The sequence below is a fragment of the Halomonas kalidii genome (assembly GCF_030010475.1).
GTDB classification, from domain to species: domain Bacteria; phylum Pseudomonadota; class Gammaproteobacteria; order Pseudomonadales; family Halomonadaceae; genus Halomonas; species Halomonas heilongjiangensis.
The window spans coordinates 18,033-37,184 of record NZ_JASCQN010000014.1 but is presented as its reverse complement, the minus strand read 5'-3'; the positions used below and the strand labels follow the sequence as shown (position 1 = coordinate 37,184).

The 19,152-nt window shown below is 68.4% G+C and carries 13 protein-coding genes; 12 read left to right on the top strand and 1 reads right to left on the bottom strand.

Annotated features, from left to right (window positions below; genetic code table 11):
- The 12 genes from tssE to QLQ85_RS02565 all read left to right on the top strand — a co-directional run.
- Positions 1-640 (top strand): type VI secretion system baseplate subunit TssE (tssE, locus tag QLQ85_RS02620; protein WP_282737566.1); only part of this gene is annotated, 640 nt, incomplete at its 5' end.
- Between the two features lie 27 nt (positions 641-667).
- Complete coding sequence (tssF, locus tag QLQ85_RS02615; RefSeq protein ID WP_282737565.1) at positions 668-2,533, top strand: type VI secretion system baseplate subunit TssF; 1,866 nt, start codon at positions 668-670, stop codon at positions 2,531-2,533.
- Complete coding sequence (tssG, locus tag QLQ85_RS02610) at positions 2,530-3,591, top strand: type VI secretion system baseplate subunit TssG (RefSeq protein ID WP_282737564.1); 1,062 nt, start codon at positions 2,530-2,532, stop codon at positions 3,589-3,591. Before tssF ends, tssG begins: the two co-directional genes overlap by 4 nt.
- Positions 3,592-3,593: 2 nt before the next feature.
- Entirely contained in the window at positions 3,594-6,332 is a 2,739-nt protein-coding gene (gene tssH / locus QLQ85_RS02605; protein WP_282737563.1) for a type VI secretion system ATPase TssH, read from the top strand.
- A 184-nt stretch (positions 6,333-6,516) separates the two neighbouring features.
- Positions 6,517-6,780, top strand: a complete 264-nt coding sequence (locus QLQ85_RS02600) for a hypothetical protein (RefSeq protein WP_282720705.1) — start codon at positions 6,517-6,519, stop codon at positions 6,778-6,780.
- 142 nt (positions 6,781-6,922) lie between these two features.
- Positions 6,923-8,335 (top strand): type VI secretion system-associated FHA domain protein TagH, encoded by a 1,413-nt coding sequence (gene tagH / locus QLQ85_RS02595; protein WP_282737562.1) that lies wholly within the window; start codon positions 6,923-6,925, stop codon positions 8,333-8,335.
- A gap of 77 nt (positions 8,336-8,412) precedes the next feature.
- Positions 8,413-8,967 (top strand): type VI secretion system lipoprotein TssJ, encoded by a 555-nt coding sequence (gene tssJ, locus QLQ85_RS02590; RefSeq protein ID WP_282737561.1) that lies wholly within the window; start codon positions 8,413-8,415, stop codon positions 8,965-8,967.
- 10 nt (positions 8,968-8,977) lie between these two features.
- Positions 8,978-10,324, top strand: a complete 1,347-nt coding sequence (tssK, locus tag QLQ85_RS02585) for a type VI secretion system baseplate subunit TssK (protein WP_282737560.1) — start codon at positions 8,978-8,980, stop codon at positions 10,322-10,324.
- Positions 10,321-11,679 (top strand): type IVB secretion system protein IcmH/DotU, encoded by a 1,359-nt coding sequence (icmH, locus tag QLQ85_RS02580; protein ID WP_282737559.1) that lies wholly within the window; start codon positions 10,321-10,323, stop codon positions 11,677-11,679. The genes tssK and icmH overlap by 4 nt, the downstream gene beginning before the upstream one ends.
- Entirely contained in the window at positions 11,676-15,161 is a 3,486-nt protein-coding gene (tssM, locus tag QLQ85_RS02575) for a type VI secretion system membrane subunit TssM (RefSeq protein ID WP_282737558.1), read from the top strand. Before icmH ends, tssM begins: the two co-directional genes overlap by 4 nt.
- Positions 15,162-15,165: 4 nt before the next feature.
- Complete coding sequence (tagF, locus tag QLQ85_RS02570; RefSeq protein WP_282737557.1) at positions 15,166-16,650, top strand: type VI secretion system-associated protein TagF; 1,485 nt, start codon at positions 15,166-15,168, stop codon at positions 16,648-16,650.
- 56 nt (positions 16,651-16,706) lie between these two features.
- On the top strand, positions 16,707-18,251 hold the full coding sequence (locus tag QLQ85_RS02565) for a serine/threonine-protein kinase (protein ID WP_282737556.1): 1,545 nt from the start codon (positions 16,707-16,709) through the stop codon (positions 18,249-18,251).
- Here QLQ85_RS02565 and QLQ85_RS02560 read toward each other — a convergent pair.
- Positions 18,208-19,134 (bottom strand): alpha/beta fold hydrolase, encoded by a 927-nt coding sequence (locus tag QLQ85_RS02560; RefSeq protein ID WP_282737555.1) that lies wholly within the window; start codon positions 19,132-19,134, stop codon positions 18,208-18,210. The two genes, QLQ85_RS02565 and QLQ85_RS02560, sit on opposite strands and share 44 nt — an antisense overlap.
- Between the last annotated feature and the right edge of the window lie 18 nt (positions 19,135-19,152).

Genomic DNA, 19,152 nt, shown 5'->3' with positions numbered 1-19,152 from the left:
CGACGAAGCGGGCCTGACCCGCGACATGCTCCGGGACATGCTCGCCACGCTCGGCATCGAGCGCGTGATGGATGAGGACCAGGACGGTATCGAGTGCTGGGAGAATCATCCGGAAAAGCGCCCCTTCCGTCAGGTGCTGGAACTCAGGCCGCGGCCCCAGGCGCCGCCGCTGGCGGCGCTGGTGGATGTCCGGCGTCGTCGCCTGGTGGCCAATCGGGAGGAGTCCCGCGATGACCGGGTGATTTCTTCCCGGCGCCTGCGACAACTGGTGCTGCGCGACCTCGGCTGGCTGTTGAACACCGGCTGCATGATGGACGTGGTGGGGCTCGAGGATTACCCGCACATCGCACGCTCGGTGCTCAACTTCGGCGTGCCGGAAACGGCGGGCATGCACCTGTCGGGGGCCGACTCGCCATTGCTGGCAGAGCGGCTGCGTGCCGCCATCGAGCGATTCGAACCGCGGCTTCGACATGTGCTGGTGACGCCCGTCGAGCAGGACACCGATGGCCCGCGCAATACCCTGGCCTTCCTGATCGAGGGCGAACTCTGGGGGCAGCCGCTGCCGGAGCAACTGTACCTGCACACCGAGCTCGATCTCCATGATGCCTCGGTCACCGTGCGAGAGGTGGCCGAGCGTTGATCGCTTCCCCGACCCCAGGCGTAGGCTATGGATCCCAGGCTGCTCAGACTCTATGAACAGGAACTACGCTACATCCGGGAGATGGGGGGCGAGTTCGCCCGGGACTATCCGAAGATTGCCGGGCGCCTGGGCATGGAGGGCCTCGACTGTGCCGACCCCTATGTCGAGCGACTGCTGGAGGGATTCGCCTTCCTGACGGCGCGGATCCAGCACAAGATCGAGGCCCGCTTTCCGGATTTCACCCACCAGCTGCTCGAGCTGGTCTACCCGCATCTCACCACCCCGGTGCCGTCCATGGCCATGGTGGTTCTGCAGCCGGATCTGGCGGCCGGTACCCTGGAGGCGGGGTACCGCATTCCGGCCGGTACGGCCCTGCGCAGCCAACTGGGCAAGGGCGAAAAGACTGCTTGCGAATATCGCACGGCCCACGACGTACGCTTGTGGCCACTACGGCTGACCAAGGCCCGCTACCTGGTCAATCCGGGGATGATGGCGGCCCGCGGGCTGCCGACGCCCGCGGGAGTCCGCTCGGCCATCCAGCTCGAACTCGAGCTCACCAACGGTGGCAGCCTCGCCGACCTGCCCATCGAGCGCCTCTCCTTCTACCTCCATGGTAGCGACGAGCTGCCCATGTGGCTCTACGAGATACTGCACGGGGCCTTTGCCGGCGCCTGCCTGCGCGATGATCCCGACCGGGCGGCCAGGGTCGATCACGCCATCGGCATTCGCCAGCCCGGGTTCGACCGCGGGGAGGCGTTGCTGCCCTCGGTCAGGCGCTCCTTCGATGGCTATCGGCTGCTACAGGAATACTTCGCGTTTCCTCAGCGGTTCCTGTTCGCCGAGCTCACCGGCCTGCAGCCCGCACTGCGTCAGTTGGCAGGGGGGCGGCTCGAGATCACGCTGCTGCTGCGGCGCAGTGACCCACGGCTCGAGCACGCCCTGGATGCGGAGGCCTTTCGGCTGAACGTGACGCCGGCGATCAATCTGTTCCCCTTCACCGCCGATCGCATCACCGTGACACCGGAGAAGACCGAGTTCCATGTGGTGCCGGACCGCAACCGCCCCATGGACCTGGAGGTGTTTCGGGTCGAGAAGGTCACCGGCCATACCCACAGCCGAGAGGGCGGCTACCCGTTCCACCTGTTCTATCGCGTCGGTCGTGATGTGGACGCTGCCGAGTCCGGCGCCTACTTCCTCGTCTCGCGCCGGCCGCGGCTGAGCTCCTCCCGCCAGCGTCGACGCGGGAGCCGCACCAGCTACCTCGGCAGCGAGGTCTTCGTCTCGCTGGTGGACGAGAATCATGCCCCCTATCCGGCTGCCCTGCGCCAGCTCGATGTGAAGCTGTTGTGCACCAACCGTGACCTGCCGATTCAGATGGCGGTGGGCAAGGGCGCGACGGATTTTACCCTGGAGACGGCGGCGCCGGTGCAGTCGGTGCGCATTCTGGCGGGCCCGACGCGGCCCCGGGCGGCGTTCCCGTCCGGGGAAACGGCCTGGCGGCTGGTCAGCCAGCTATCCCTGAACTACCTGTCGCTGCTCGATGAGGAGGGCGAGGGGGCCCGGGCGTTGCGCCAGCTGCTCGACCTTTACGTCGACCCCAGGGATTCCCTGGCGCGCCATGTGGAAGGGGTGGTGTCCATCGAGTCGAAGGCCGTCGTCCGTCGCATGCCGGTCAACGGCCCCATCTGCTTCGGCAATGGGCTGGCCCTGAGGCTGCGCCTCGACGAGGATGCCTTCACCGGCGTCGGTGCCTTCCTGCTCGGCGCCGTCCTGGAGCGCTTCTTCGCCAAGTATGTGTCCGTCAACAGCTTCACCGAGACCGTCGTCGAGTCGCTGCAGCGCGGCGAGATCATGCGCTGGCCGGTGCGAGCCGGCAGGAGGGAGGCGCTATGAATCTTCCCGAAGACCTGACGAGTCTTCCCAGAGAGCTGACCGAGGCGCCGGAGCGTTTCACCCTGTTCGCGGCCCTGCGCCTGATCGAGGCCGCCGCACCGGAGCGCGCGCGGCTGGGGCGCAGCCGGCGGGTCACCGAGGATGCGGTACGACTCGCCCAGCTCCCGTCACTGCGCTTCGCCCCGGGCGAGCTCACCCATGTCGAGCCCGGCCTTATCGAGCAGGGCAAGGTGCCACGGCTTTATGGTGAGGGGTTCGGCCTGCTCGGCCCCAACGGCCCGCTGCCGTTGCATCTCACCGAGTATGCGGACGAGCGCCGCCGATTGCACCAGGATCCGAGCTTCGCCGACTTCCTCAATCTGTTCCATCACCGCCTCGCCTCGCTGTTCTATCGTGCCTGGGCGGATGCCGAACCGGCCGTGGAGGCGGATCGCCCCGATAATCGGTTCTTCTGGTACCTGGGGGCGCTGGCCGGCCTGGGCACGCCGGGCCTGCAGGGACGCGACAGCGTGGGGGATCGCGCCAAGCTGTATCGGGTCGGCCGCTTCGCCGCCATGGCGCGTTGCCAGGAAGGGTTGGAGGACATCCTGGGGGACCATCTCGGGGTCTCGGTCAGCGTGGTTCCCTTCCAGGCCCGCTGGTTGGTCATCCCCGAGAACGAGTGGCTGCGCCTGGGGCGCGGCAGGCCGGTCGGTCGGCTGGGGCGGGATGCCAGCCTGGGACGTCGCTCCTGGCAGTGTCAGTTCAGCTTTCGGGTGGTGCTCGAGGCGCTGACCCGGGAGGAGTTCGAGGCCTTCCTGCCGGGGCAGCCTGGCCTGGCCGAGCTCGGTGACCTGGTGCGGGCCTACACGGGCGACGAGCTCAGCTGGGACCTGGAACTGCGGCTGAAGCCCCGGCAGGCGCCGGTGCTGCGCCTCGCGCGCGGCCAGCGGCTGGGCATGTCCACCTGGCTCGGGCGGCATGCGCATGACGGTGTCGCCCGGGCCTTCATCCGCGATGCGCACAGGCGTCTGGGCCGCCCCCGGTGTGAGCCGGGAAGCACCGGCCAGGGAGGTTAGCCATGGCAGATATCAGTCGTACCCAACTCTTCGGCAAGTTGAACTCGCTGGCCTACCAGGCCATCGAGAGTGCCACCACCTTCTGCCGCCTGCGTGGCAACCCCTATGTGGAGCTGGCGCACTGGTTCCACCAGCTGCTGCAGCAGAGCGACTCCGACCTGCTGCATATCGTTCGCTATTTCGAGCTCGACGCGGCGCGTCTGGCCCAGGACCTGACCCGGGCGCTCGATGCCCTGCCCCGGGGGGCCAGTTCGATCACCGACCTGTCCGCCCATGTCGAGGAAGCCGTCGAGCGTGGCTGGGTCTGGGCGACGCTCAGGTTCGGCGACAGCCAGGTGCGCAGTGGGCACCTGGTGGTCGGGCTGATGAAGACCGCCGGCCTGCGCAATGTGCTGCCCAATCTGTCCGGGGAGTTCCGCAAGGTGCCGGCCGACCGGCTGGTGGAGGAGTGGGACCGCATCGTCGGTGGCTCGCCGGAGGCCAGGCTGGCGGCCGCGGGAGGCGGGCCGAGCGAGGAGGCCGCGCCGGTGCCGCCGGCCGAGATGGGCAAGCAGGAGGCGCTGCGCCGCTTCACGGTGGACATGACCGAGCAGGCCCGGCAGGGCAAGATCGACCCGGTCATCGGTCGCGATGAGGAGATCCGCCAGATGATCGATATCCTCATGCGGCGGCGTCAGAACAATCCCCTGCTCACCGGCGAGGCCGGTGTCGGCAAGACCGCGGTGGTGGAGGGCTTCGCCGTGCGCCTGGCCAGCGGCGACGTGCCGCCGCCGCTCAAGGATGTCTCGCTGCGCTCCCTGGATGTCGGCCTGCTGCAGGCGGGGGCCAGCGTCAAGGGTGAGTTCGAGAATCGCCTGCGTCAGGTGATCGAGGAGGTACAGGCGTCGGAGAAGCCGATCATCCTGTTCATCGACGAGGCCCATACCCTGGTCGGCGCCGGGGGCGCGGCCGGCACCGGCGATGCCGCCAACCTGCTCAAGCCGGCCCTGGCGCGCGGGACCCTGCGCACCATCGGCGCTACCACCTGGGCCGAGTACAAGAAGCATATCGAGAAGGACCCGGCGCTGACCCGCCGCTTCCAGGCCGTGCAGGTGCCGGAGCCCAGCGAGGACAAGGCCGTGGCGATGATGCGTTCGCTGGCGGCGGTGCTGGAGCAGCATCACCGGGTGCTGGTGCGCGACGCGGCGCTGACCGCTGCCGTCCAGCTGTCGTACCGCTATATTCCGGCCCGCCAGCTACCGGACAAGGCGGTCAGCCTGCTGGATACCGCCTGTGCCCGGGTGGCCATTTCCCAGCATGGGGTCCCGGCGGAAGTGGAGGACAGCCGGCGGCGTATCCAGGTGCTGGAGACGGAAGCGGAGATCATCGCCCGGGAGCGGGCGGTGGGCCTGCCGGTCGAGGAGCGGGACAGTCAGGTGGCCGAGGCCCTGGACGATGAACGCCAGCGGTTGCAGGCGCTGGAGGCGAACTGGCAGAGCGAGAAGGTGCTGGTGGACGAGATCCTCGCGCTGCGCCGGCAACTGCGGGAGCACGCGGGCAGCGTCGATACGCCTTCGGCCGAGGGCGGCGCCGAGACGGCGGCCACCTCGCCGGCGGAAGAGCCCGATGCCGCTGGCGGTAAAGCGCTGGAGGGGGAGCCGGGGTTCGACCCGGCGGCGGCCATGACGCGACTGGAGACGCTGCAGGAAGAGCTCGACCGGCTGCAGGGAGAGGCGCCATTGATCCTGCCCAGCGTCGACGCCCAGGCCGTGGCCTCCGTGGTGGCCGACTGGACCGGCATTCCGGTCGGGCGGATGGTCAAGGACGAGGTGACGACCGTGTTGAACCTGGCGGATCGCCTGGCCGGGCGGATCAAGGGACAGGATCATGCCCTGGAGATGATCGCTCGGCGGGTCCAGACCTCCCGCGCCCACCTGGACAATCCCGGCAAGCCGGTGGGGGTGTTCATGCTGGCCGGCCCCTCCGGGGTCGGCAAGACGGAGACGGCGCTGACCCTGGCGGAGCAGCTCTACGGCGGTGAGCAGAACCTGATCACCATCAACATGAGCGAGTTCCAGGAGGCGCATACGGTCTCCACCCTGAAAGGGGCGCCGCCGGGGTATGTGGGCTACGGTGAGGGAGGCGTGCTGACCGAAGCCGTGCGCCGCCGACCCTATAGCGTGGTGCTGCTCGATGAGATGGAGAAGGCACACCCGGACGTGCACGAGATCTTCTTCCAGGTGTTCGACAAGGGGAGCATGGAGGATGGCGAGGGGCGCTTGATCGACTTCAAGAACACTCTGATCATCCTCACCACCAATGTGGGCACCGACCTGATCATGCAGGCGTGCGACAGCGGTCGACAACGCCCCGACGCGGAGGATCTCACCAAGCGGCTGCGTGGGCCCTTGCTGCAGGTGTTCCCGCCGGCCCTGCTGGGACGCCTCGTGACCATTCCCTATTATCCGCTGGGCGACGACATGCTGCGGGATATCATTCGCCTGCAGCTCGGCCGGGTCGGACAGCGGGTGCAGGAGAGTCATGGGGTGCCGTTCAGCTACGATGAGGCGGTTCTCGATCTCATCCGTGAGCGCTGCAGCGAACTCGAGAGCGGGGGGCGGATGATCGACGCCATCCTGACCAACTCCCTGCTGCCCGTGCTGAGTCGGGAGTTCCTGACGCGCCTGGTGGACCACCGCCCCGTGGAACGGGTGCACGTCAGCGTGGAGAACGCCGAGTTCGCCTATGTATTTGATGACTGAGTATTCGATGACTGAGTATTTGATGACTGAGCGCGCCGGGCCCTGCTTGACGCTTGTTCCCCAGTGGGTGACTCTGAGGTCAAGAGGCCTGTCTGCCGCGTCCTTGCCGGCAGGCTGGCCCGGGAAGACGCCTTCCGGGTGACGACAAGGGGCTGGTGCCGAACCGATTATGGCTAGAGCGCGAATGGTCGATGTGGATTATTACAGCTTCAGGCAACTGCTGAAGGAGGCGACGGATCGTGGAGGCCGTATCGAAACACGCGATACCGAGCGCTGGAATGCCTATATCAAGACGCACAAGCTCAACGCCACGGCGGCGCGGGCCATTGCCGCCACCCGTTTCGATTCGCCCGACTCGGTGATCATCGACCTCGGGGGGGATCGCGACGGCCTGTATGTCTATTCGGATCTGGAAGAGGGCTGCCTGCACCTGGAGTATCAGAGCTGAATCATGCGGCGGTATCACCCTGGCAAGGACGCTCATAGGCCACTACTGTTTTAGTATTAGTAGACACTGACTCCATGACGCAGCCCGGCTGCGTGACGGCGTCAGGTGCCCGCTTGGTATCCATCTGAGTTGGGGTAGGCTCATGGCACTCACGCTGACGGTGATCAACGAGGCTTCGTCGCGTTTGGGGGACAAGGCCAGTCACCGCTGGTTCGACAGAGGCGGCACCCTGGGCAGGGCACCCAACAACGACTGGGTATTGCCCGACCCGACGATGGAGATTTCGCGTTGCCATGCGCGAATTCGCTACCAGGATGGGCGCTATTTCCTGGAAGACTCGAGTGCCAATGGCATCCTGCTGGCCGACGGCGTGACCCGGCTGGATCCGGCGGAGCCCTTGCCGCTGCAGGATGGGGTGGAGTTCCTGATCGGCGATTGCCGTATCCGTGCCCGGATCGAGGCGGAAGCGGTGATGCCGCCACCGGCAGCGGAGCCGCCCTTGCCGGGCAACCCCGCCGACCACGAGGTACCGGATCCATTGGAGCTGCTCGGAGGGGCCGTGAAGACGCCCTCGACGGCGCCGAAAGCGTCGCCATCCGACCACTCCTACCTGAGCGAGCACTTCAGCGCCCCCCGCTTCACGGAAACGCCACCGTCGGTGGAATCGCCTGAGTCTCCGGCCGCTACGCCTTCTCCCCCAGCACCATCGAGTGACGCACCCGCCGAGCCGTTACTCCCGGATGACTGGTGGCGGGACCAGTCCGGCTCGGCACCTGCACAGCCACAACCTCCTTCACCGCCAGCACCTCCGGCATCGCCGCCACCTGCGGCTCCGCCGATGCCGGAGGCAGGGCCTGGTCCGGCCGACGAGTCACCACCTGCGGCCCGGTCGATACCGGAGACAAGCGGCAGCCAGGCCGACGAGCCACCACCTGTGGCCCCGCCGACCGGGGAGTGGCCGGACCAGGCGCTGCGGCAGCTGCTCTCGGGGGCCGGGCTGGACCCTGACCGGGTGCCGCCGGAGCAGGCCGAGGAACTCGGTCGCATCCTCCGGGTGACCATCCAGGGGATGATGGATCTGCTGAAGGCACGAATGGAAGTCAAGAACGAGTTCCGCATGTCGGTGACGCTGATCCAGGCGCGCGAGAACAACCCGCTGAAGTTTTCCACCAGCCCCGAGGATGCGCTTCACAACCTGATGGTCAAGCAGAATCCCGACTACCTGCCGGCGGTGGAGGCGTTCGAGGCCGGCTTCGAGGACCTGCGATGCCACCAGTTGGCCATGCTGGCGGGCATGCGCAGCGGCTTCTTCGAGATGCTGCACCAGTTCGACCCGGCGCATCTGGAGGCCCGGTTTGCGGAGCACGAGGAGCATGCCTCGCTGCTCGGACGCGTGACCGGACCCAGATACTGGCGCCAGTACCAGGCGCACTATGCAGAGATACAGCGCGACAGCGAAGGCTATTTCAATCGGCTGTTCGGCGAGGCGTTCTGCGACGCCTACGAAAAGCAGATCCAGGTCCTCAAGGCCCGTTCCAGCCAGGGCCGGGGGTGACGACCACGCCGGGACAGGGCGGGCATCGGTGGCAAGAACGATACTGTCTGCGAGGGCAATCGTGGGGGGGCAGTTCCATGGCAAGGTGGCGAGGCAAGGGTAGCAGGCACTACCAGGGGGTACTGGTGGTCGTGACGGCGCTGGTGCTGGCCGCCTGTGCTTCCGGGGAACCGCCCGGACCGCAACCGGTGACGGGGCGAATCCTGGTGATGCCGGGGCTGAATCCCAATGCCGAGGGGCGGCCGTCACCGGTGACCCTCCGGCTCTATCAGCTGCGCGATCGGGAGGCCTTCCTGGAGGCCTCGCTGCAGGAGCTGGTCAGGCAGGATACCGACACCCTCGGTGCCGCCTTGATCGGCCGTGACTCCTTCGAACTCTGTCCCATGGAGATGGAGGCCACCGACGCGTCGGCCGGTGGTGTGCCCTGCCAGGGGGAGGAGCGGGCCGTGACCCAGGTGTTTACCCCCGAGGTGCGTTATCTGGCGGTGATGGCCGAGTTCTTCGATGTGCGGGATCCCTCTGCCCAATGGCGAGCCGTCGCGGCGCTACCCCCGGGGGGAGGGGAGGAACTCGAGGAGGCGACCTTCACCATCACGCTGGACGGGGCGCGAGTGGCCGTCCGGTTCGACTAGAGAGGTACTCATGTCACGCAACAGCCGTGTGCTGTGGAGCGAGGGGCTCTTTCTCGAACCGCAACATCTGCAGCAGCAGGATCGCTTCGTCGAAGGCTACATCGCCGGTCGCCTGGTCGCCTATGGTACCCATGCCTGGGGGTTTCAGGAGCTCGAGATCGACACCGACCTGCTGGCCATCGGCAAGCTGGGGTTGCGGGTCGGGCGCGGGATCTTCCCCGATGGTACCCCGTTCCACATGCCCGGCGATGATCCGTTGCCGCCCGCGCTGGAAGTGGGGGGTGAGGTGCGGGATCAGCTGGTGTACCTGGCCCTGGCCCTGGAACGGGAGGGGACCGTGGACGTCAGCCGCCAAGGGGCGCCGCCCGGGCTCTACCGCTACCGAGCGGATGTTCTGGAGGTCCGGGATCGGGTGCTCGACAGCGCGGTGTCCACCCCGGTGGAGGTGGGGCGGCTCGAGACCCGGCTCGCCTTGGCCGGCGAGACGCTGGATGAGTACGCCTGCATTCCCCTGTGCCGGGTGAGTGAGGTGCGTCCCGATGGGCAGTTGGTACTGGACGAGGCCTTCCTGCCGACGGTGCTGCGTTGCCGGGCCTCGGAACGCCTTCAGGGTCATGTGAACGAGCTGTGTGGCCTGCTGCGACAGCGTGCCGAGATGCTGGCGGGACGTGTCACGGCGAGCGGCCAGGGAGGCGCGGGGGAGATCGCCGACTTTCTCATGCTGCAGATCGTCAATCGGCATATTCCGGTCGCCCTGCACTTCGCCGCGTCCACCCATGTGCCGCCGGAGACCTTCTATCGGTTTGCCATCGGCCTGGCCGGGGAGCTGGCCACCCTGACGCGGGAGAACCGCTTGCCACCGGAGATGGAGCCCTATCGTCACGCTGACTTGCAGCCGTCCTTCGAAAGCGTGCTCGGGGTCCTGCGGGCCGAATTCCGTACCGTGCGGGAGTTGCCGGCGGTGCAGGTACCGCTGGAGAAGACCGGCGCCCACGGGGTGTGGGTGGCCCGGGCCCAGGACACGGCGCTGTTCCGCTCGGCCAGCTTCGTGCTGTCGGTGGGGGCCGCCGTGTCCACCGAGGAGGTGAGGGCCTATTTCCCGGCCCATGCCAAGGTGGCACCGGTGGAGCGTATCGCCGAGCTGGTCAACAACAACCTCCCCGGCATCCCGCTGGTGCCCATGCCGACGGCGCCGAGGCAGATTCCGCAACTTACCTCCCGGGTGTACTTCGAGTTGGACAGCAGTAACCCGATGTGGGAGGCGCTGACTGAGTCGGGGGGCATGGCCGTGCATGTCGCCGGGCAGTATCCCGACCTGAAGATGGACCTCTGGGCCATTCGCGGGGGTGGGGCATGAGCGATGATGATCGGCCGCCGCCCGGTTCCGGTGATCGCACCATCATTCGCCCGCGTCCGGGAGGGCGCACGGCGTCTCCCCAGTCCTCTTCCCAGCTTTCTTCCCAGGGTCTGGGGCGCGGGACGCCGAGCCCGGCACCGCCGTCCGCCGCCGGGATGGCCGGGTCGCCGGCGCTGTCGGCGTTCGGCACCACCGCGCTGAATCCCCTGGTGGAGGCGGCGATGCCGTTGCTCATGCTCTGCTGCGGGCTGCGCGGCACCCGGGATCACGCGGATGTCGCCGCACTGCATGCCGAGACCGTGCGCCAGGTACAGGTCTTCGAGCAGGTGTCGGCCGAGCGGGGGGCCGCGCAGGAGTCCATCCTGGCCGCTCGCTATGCCCTCTGTACCTTCATCGATGAAGTGGTCATGAATACCCCCTGGGGGGCGAACAGCCTGTGGCCCGGGCGTGCCCTGCTGCTGACCTTCCATCGCGACAGTGCCGGCGGCGAGAAGGTGTTCCAGATGATCGAGCGCGTGCTGGCCGATCGCCAACCGCGGCGCGACCTGGTGGAGTTCTTCCATGTCTGCCTGGCCCTGGGCTTCCAGGGGCAATACCGGGTGACCCCGGGAGGGGAAGCCCGGCTCGCCGAGTTGCGCGAGCGTCTCTACGAGAGGATTCGGCAGTGGCGGGAAGCTCCCTCCGACGAGTTGTCGCCGGCCTGGCGGGGCGTCGAGGATCGCCGTAACCGCCTGGTGCGTACCCTGCCGGCCTGGGTGTGCGTCGCCCTGGCCCTGGTGATCGGCAGCGCCGTCTACTTCACCCTGCACAATTGGCTGAATGGCGCCACGGCACCCGTGATGGCGCAGCTCAACGAGGTCCGCCAGGCCACCTTCGAGTCACCGGTGGATCTGCCGGTGCCGGTGGTAGAGAGCCGCCTGGAACTGGCCGATCTGCTGGAAGGGACGGCCCCCGAGCGCCTGCAGATCGAGCGCGGCGAGGACGGGCGTACCACCGTGATCCTGCGCGGCGAAGTGTTCGCCTCGGCCAGCACCGAGGTGACCGACGAGTTTCGTCCCTTGCTGCGCCAGATCGGCGACGCGATCCAGCAAGTGCCCGGCAGTGTGCTGGTGGAAGGGCACAGCGATAACGTGCCGATCCGCTCCCTCCGCTTCGCGGACAACTACGAGCTGTCCCAGGCCCGGGCGGAGAGCGCGGCCACCCTGCTGCGCGAATCGCTCAGCGACCCGGACCGCGTCGATCATGTCGGTATCGGCGCGGATCAACCGCGCTACCGCCCCCCGGATGACCCGGCCAACCGGGCCCTGAACCGCCGCATCGAGATCCTGCATCGTCCGTCGGGAGGTGCCCCGTGAAGGCCCTGCTCTCGGTGTTCCGGCAACGCGCCTTCCTGGGCCTGATCGGTGTGGTGTTGCTGGCGCTGCTGATCTGGTACATCGGGCCCTATATCGCCATCGGCGCCTTCGTGCCCCTTCACAGCCCCTGGGTGCGCCTGGGCGTCATCCTGGCACTGTTCACGGGCTGGGGCCTGCTGCAGTGGTTGCGCGCGCGGCGCGTCAAGCGGGCCAGCGATCGGCTGGGCGACGCCATCGTCGCTACCGCCGGGTCGGAAGACCGCCGCAACGACGAGCTGGGTCGACGCTTCGAGGAGGCCATCGGCTTCCTGCGCGAGTCCGGCAAGGGCAAGGATCTCTATCGGTTACCCTGGTACGTGATCATCGGCCCCCCCGGCTCGGGCAAGACCACGGCACTGCGTCACTCCGGACTGACCTTCCCGCTCGATCAGAAGTACGGCCGGGACGCACTCCGCGGCGTGGGCGGCACGCGCAACTGCGACTGGTGGTTCACCGACGAGGCGGTGCTGCTGGACACCGCCGGGCGGTACTTCAGCCAGGACTCCAGCGCCGGCTCCGATGCCGCCGAGTGGCAGGCGTTTCTCGACCTGATGCGCAAGTATCGCAAGCGCCGGCCCATCAACGGCGTGCTGGTGGCGCTGAGCGCCACCGACCTGCTCGACCCCTCGCCGGAAGCCCGCGAGCGCCACGCCGAGATGGTGCGTCGCCGGATCGACGAGGTGCAGCGTCAGTTGGGCATCCAGGTACCGGTGTACTTCATGGTCACCAAGTGCGACCTGATTGCCGGCTTCGTGGAGTTCTTCGACGACCTGGATCACGAGGGGCGGCTGCAGGTATGGGGCATGACTCGGCCGGAGCCGGTGGCCGGTGGGCGGCCGTCCGAGTGGCTCGAGGGGGAGTATTCTCGGCTGCTGGAGCGCCTGGATGCCCGCCTGCTGGAGCGGCTGGTCGAGGAGCGGGAGCCCCAGCGGCGCGCCCGGCTGTTCGGCTTCCCCCGCCAGATGGCCGGCCTGCGGGAGAGCCTGCTGCAGTTCGTCGCCGACACCTTCGAGGGGTCGGGCTACGACCGGCCGGTGATGCTCCGCGGGCTCTACTTCACCAGTGGCACCCAGGAAGGCACGCCCATCGATCGCATGATGGACAGCCTGACCCGGGTCTACGGGATGCAGGTGTCGGGGGCGTCGCCCGTCGAGGCCGCGCCGGGCGGGCAGGGGCGCAGCTATTTCATTCATCGCCTGCTCAAGGCGGTGATCTTTCCGGAGTCGGGGCTGGCCGGCGTCAACTGGCGCCTGGAGGTGGGCCGGGCCCTGGCCCAGAACGTCGCCTATCTGGTCCTGCTCGGCGTGCTCGGCATCGTGGTGGCGGGCTGGGTGGCCAGCTATCAGTACAACCGCGGCTACCTGGCGGACGTGGGCGCCGCGCTGGAGGCCCATGCCGAGACGGCCACCCGACCGGTGCCGGGGGAGGCGGGGCTGGCGGAGGTGCTGCCGCGCCTGGATGCCCTGCGCGACGTGGCGACGGAAGCCAACCGCCATCGGGGGAGCGTACCCTTCCTGATGGGCCTGGGGCTCTATCGCGGGGAGGCCGTGGGGACCTCCGCCGACCAGGCCTATCTCCAGGGCGTGCGCGAATTGCTGGTGCCGCGGGTGGTGAAGCTCATCGAGCGGCGGCTGTCGACGCCCAATGTGTCGCCCACCGACGTCTATGCCTACCTCAAGGGCTATCTGATGCTGGCGGATACCGACCGCCTGAATCGCGACGAGCTCGGGGTCATCGTCCGGGAGACGCTGCTGCGCGAATACCCCCAGCAGCGCGCCATCGCCCAGGCGCTGTTCGAGCACTTCAGCGCCTACACGGACAGCGCGCGCTCCTTCCCGGCGGTCACTGTCGATGAGGAACTGGTGGCCCGCGGCCGCGCCTCGCTGCGTCAGGCCTCCGTGCCGGCCTTGATGCTGCGTCGACTGGAGACCCGCTACGACCAGCGCCACGAGGAGGCCTTGCGGCTCGATGTGGAGGCCGGGCTCGGCAGCGACCTGGCGTTCCGCCGGCGCAGCGGCACCCCGCTGTCGGAGCCGGTGCCGGCGCTCTACACCCATGCCGGTTTCGAGCAGATCACCGGCCAGGAGGGGGGTGACCTGGTGAGCCGCTTCCTCGAGGACCGATGGGTGTTCGGGGAGGACACGCTCCCCAGCGGTCGGGCGGCCCATCTGACCCTGGCCGAGGACTTCGTGCGCTATTACGAACAGGCCTATATCGACCACTGGGAGGCGCTGCTGGACGACCTGGACCTGGTGCCCCTGCTGCAGGTGGACCAGGCGATCGATCTGCTGGCGGTCATCACCGGTCCGACCTCGCCGCTGCGCCGCCTGATGGAGACGATCGCCGCCCAGACCCGTTTCCCGGCGCCGGAGGCCGAGGACGAGGCACAGGGCGGGCGACTCGACGCCTTCCTGGGCTTCGTCGATCCGGGACGCGAGGAAGAGGAGCCGGCCGTGCATCCGGGCGCGCGCATCGATGCCCACTTCCAGGAGTTCCACCACTTCGTGCTGGGAGAGAACGGCGAGCCGCCCATGGAATCCCTGATCGCCCGCTTGACCCAGCTCTATCAGGAGCTCAGCTCACTGGGCGGCGGGCTGGGCAACCAGGACGCCATGCAACTGCTGGGCGGGGCCGGGGGCGAGACACTGCGTCGGCTGAGCAGCGAAGCGGCCCGCTCGCCGGCACCGTTCAACGAGTGGGTGGATGAACTGGCCGGGTCGGGGCAGGAAGTCGCCATGCGCAACCTGCGCGGCCAACTCAATCGGCGCTATCGCGATGCCGTGCTGCCCATCTGCCAGGAGCTGGCGCAGGGCCGCTACCCCTTTGTCCCCGGCAGTACCGAGGATATCCCCCCCGGCGACTTCGCCCGGCTGTTCGCGCCGGGCGGGGTGATGGATAGCTTCTTCCAGGAGAACCTCGCCAGCCTGGTGGATGCTCCCGGCGGACGTTTCCAGTGGCGCAGCGACGAGGCCGCCCGCGTGGGCATTCCGTCCTCGGTACTGGCCCAGTTCCAGCGTGCCCAGATGATCCGTGAGATGTTCTTCGTCGGGGGCGCGGGGCCGCGGGTGGCCTTCTCGATGACACCGCGCTATCTGGATGCCCGGGCGCGGCAGTTCCAGTTCTCCACGGGCGACCAGGTATTGAGCTACCGACACGGGCCGCCGCTGGCCAGGCGTTTCGTCTGGCCGGGCGACGGTGGCCAGGACACGGCCGTGATGTTCGAGGATCGCGGCGGGCAGAGGCCCAACATGGCCTATTCCGGCAGCTGGTCCTGGTTGCGGGCCCTGGATACCGCCCAGCCGGCGGCGCAGTCGGATACGGCCTACCTGGTCAGTTTCAACGTGAGCGGCTATTCCGCCCGGATGCTGGTGCAGTTCGAATCCTCGCGCAATCCGCTGCGCAACAACGACTGGCGGCGCTTCCGTTGCGCCGCGGGATTGTGAGGTCATGGCTCGGGGCATTGCCTTGGGGTTCCACGGCAAGCTGCCGTGCCGGGGGGATTTCGTCCGTCGGCGGGTGGCCGGCGAGTTCCTGGCGGTCTGGGACGCCTGGCTGTCCCGCTGCCTGCACGACTCCCACCGGCTCCTCGGCGAGGGCTGGCTGGACGCCTACCTGACCAGTCCGCTATGGCGCTTTGCCGTGTCCGCCGGCGTGTGCGGCGAGAAACCCGCGACCGGGATCCTGATGCCCAGCGTCGATGCGGTGGGGCGCTATTACCCGCTGACCCTGGTCGGGACCCTGCCCGCGGAGAGCTCGCTGTTCGGCCTGGCGGTGCAGGAAGGGGCCTGGTTCGAGGAGCTCGAGGCGCTGGCCATGAGCGCGCTGGAAGATGACCCGGCGGTCGATCTCGAGCAGTTCGACCAGGCGGTGAGCGCCCATGGGGAGCGGCTGCAGCCCTGGGTCGCCGATGCCGCCAGCCGCCTGCTGGCCCCGCTGCAGGGCCCCACCTGCTTCGCCCTCGAGTCGCTGGAGCAACTGGTCCCCGCCCTGCTGGCGATGCAGCAGGCGCTGCTGGGTCGCCAGCAGGGCTTCAGCCTGTGGTGGACCGAGGGGTCCCGTCGGATCCCGCCCTGCCTGCTGCTGCAGGCCGCGTTACCTGAACCCGAACGTTTCGCCGCCATGCTCGATGGCGAGTGGCAGAGCCATGGCTGGGAGAGTCGTGTGGTGCGTTGGCAGGCCCCCCGGGCGGCGGTGCAGGATGCCCCCTCCCTGCACCTGCCGCGCCTGTGCTCGGCGAGCGTCAGCCATGTCGGCAAGGTGCGCAAGGTGAACGAGGACGCCTGCCTGGACCGCCCGGATCTCCGGCTGTGGGCCGTGGCGGATGGGGTCGGCGGGCACGAGGCCGGCGATGAGGCCAGCCGCAGCGTGATCGATGGGCTCCAGCAGGCCGCCCACGGAGGCGAGCTGCAGGAGCGTGTCAATGCCCTGCGCGACGTGCTGGTGCTGGCCAACCGGCACCTCTGGCATGCGGCGCATCGGCCGGAGCGGCCGGTGACCAGTGCCAGCACGGTGGTGGTGCTGCTGACGGGTGTCGAGGAGTGTTGCTGGCTATGGGCGGGCGACAGCCGCCTCTATCGCCTGCGCGATGGTCACCTGACCCAGTGCACCCGGGACCACAGTGTGGTTCAGGACCTCATCGAGCGTGGCGAGCTGGAGGCCGCCGAGGCCAGTACCCATCCGCAGGCCAATGTGATCACCCGGGCCGTCGGGGCCGCGGCGGAGCTGGACCTGGAGAGCCACTTTTCCGACCTGCGGTCGGGCGACCGCTTCCTGCTCTGCTCGGACGGCGTGCATGGTTTCGTGGCGCCAGACGTCATCCAGTCCGCCCTACAGGGCGATTCCCCCCGGGAGGTGGTCGACACCTTGCTGAGAGCGGTGCTGGAGGGCGAGGCCAGGGATAACTGTACGGCCGTGGCCGTCTTTGTGGACTGAGCTTGTGGAGTGAGATTGTCGATTGAGGTCGTTGACTGCCCGTGAGGGAGCCGCTGATGAAAGACCGGAAGGACGACACACCTGGCGGCGATGCCGAGCAGCGAACCCGGCTGTCGGGCGGTGTCGCCAGGGGCGACGAGGCGTCATCCTCCGATGCCACCCGGGTGGGGGGCACTGGCGAGGAGGCGACCCGGCCCGCCGGTGACACCGCGCAGCGCCGTGGAGCGGTATCCAACTGGTCTCGTCCGGAGGCCTGGGGGCCGCCCTCCACGATCGTCATCGAGCCGGGCGCCGTAATCAAGGAGCGCTTCGTGCTCGAGGCGCTGCTGGGGCAGGGGGGCATGGGCGCGGTCTACAAGGCCCGTGACCTGCGCAAGGAGGAGGCCCAGGACAGCCAGCCCCATGTGGCCCTGAAGCTACTCAGCGACGAGTTCCGCCAGCATCCCGACTCCCTGGTGGCGTTGCAGCGCGAAGCGAAGAAGGCCCAGCGCCTCGCCCATCCGAATATCGTCACCGTCTACGACTTCGATCGCGACGGCACCCGGGTCTTCATGACCATGGAATACCTGCAGGGCGAGCCGCTGGACGTGGTCATCCGCCGCCGCGCCGCCGCCGGTGGCCTGCCACGGAAGGAGGCCTTGCAGATCATCGAGCGCATGTCGCGAGGCCTGGCCTATGCCCATCAGGAAGGCATCGTCCATTCCGACCTCAAGCCTGGCAACGTCTTCCTGACCCGGGAGGGCAACGCCAAGATCCTCGACTTCGGCATCGCCAGGGCCGCCCGCGTGACGGCCGAGGTGGAGGGCGGTGAGCACACCCGTTTCGATCCGGCCACCATCGGGGCCATCACCCCCGCCTATGCCAGCCCGGAAATGCTGGCCGGCGAGGTGCCGGAGCCGCCGGATGACGTCTATGCGCTGGGCTGCGTCGCCCATGAGCTGCTGACCGGCCTGCATCCCTATCGCGATGCATCCGGGCGCAAGCTGCCGGCCGACGAGGCCGCCCGCCGGGGCATGAAGCCGCCGGTGTTGCATCGGATGCCAAAGCGAGTGTCGCGCGCCATCGCCCGCAGCCTGGCCTTCGACCGGGCGGAGCGTTTTGCCGATGCCGGCCAGTTCCTGCAGGCCATCCAGCCGCCCGCCAAGCTGGGCCGGACCGTGATCGCCGCGCTCGGCGTGCTGGCGCTGGGGGCCCTGATCTCCTGGTGGCTACTGATACGCGAGAGCGACATCCTGGTGACGCTGGATGACCTGCCGCCGAGCCTGGAGAGCTCCCGGGAGCACATCGTCCAGGGTAACGAATATCTGGAGGCCGGCGACGTCCCCCAGGCCCATCGTCACTACACCCTCGCCTGGGAGCAGGCGGCGGAGCGCGAAGACATCAGCGGTCGGGATCGCAACCGCCTGAGGGTGCTGGTGGATCGGCGCACCGACGCAGTGACGGATCACTATCTGAGTGAGGCGCAGCGCGACGACCTGGACGAGTTCTCGCTGGAACTGCTGCGCATCAGCATGGAATCCCTGGCGCGCTCCGAGCTGGGCACGCGCCGGGAGCGGCTCAACGAGGCCATCGATGAGCTCGATGCTCGCCTCGATGACTAGTAGCCGCCAGCTCCTCGTCCAGGCGCTCCAGCAACCTGGGCCACGCCTCGACCCAGCAGCAACGGTGGTCGACGCCGTCGACCACCTCCACCCGGGCATGGGGGTCGTGGCGTGCGGCCTGTCGCACCATGCCCGGCGGCACCACGGGATCCCGTGCACCGACCAGGTGCCACTGCAGGACTCGCGCGTCCAGTGGCAGCTCATCGACAAGGCGCAGCGATCCCTCCAACGGTAGGTACCCGTGGCGGCGTGTCCAGGCCGAGTGGTCCAGGTTGGCGGCGATGGTGACCAACGCCCGGACATCCTCCCGGCGCCCGGCCAGCAGTCGTGCCAGCAGGCCGCCACCGCTGTAGCCGACCAGCACCACGCCGTCGATCTCCAGCTCTGCCACCAGGCGATCTAGCGCCCGGTCCATGGCATCGACCACCGATTCGCCGTAGCGCCCGCCGGTCCACAGCCCGGGGTGGCAGGCCGGATCCGGCGGGTGGCGGCCGTAGCAGGGCCGGTGAAGGAGCAGCCGCGGTCCCGGGTCGCGGTCCATCAGCTCGAGCGCCATCGGCCGGCGGGGGGTGGGATCCTGGCTCGGATGGCGGCCACGCTCCCAGGGCGTGCCGTCTCCGGTCAGGTAGACATGCCACGGCCGTGCCGACGGCCGTTCCGCGGGGGCCAGGTAGGCGGTGACCCGGAAAGGGGCGGCCGGGACGCTTCTCACCACGTACGAGCGCGCGTCGGCGGCGGCGTTGTAGCGCTGGGCCGGGCTGGAGCAGGCAGTGACAAGCACTATACTGATCAGCAGGCTTGCGAGCCGTGTCAGCTTGCCGCGACAGAATCGCCGAGCACGGCCGAGACTCGGCGGGGTCGAGGGGCGGGATGTGCCATCCATGAAATGAAAGCCTGACGC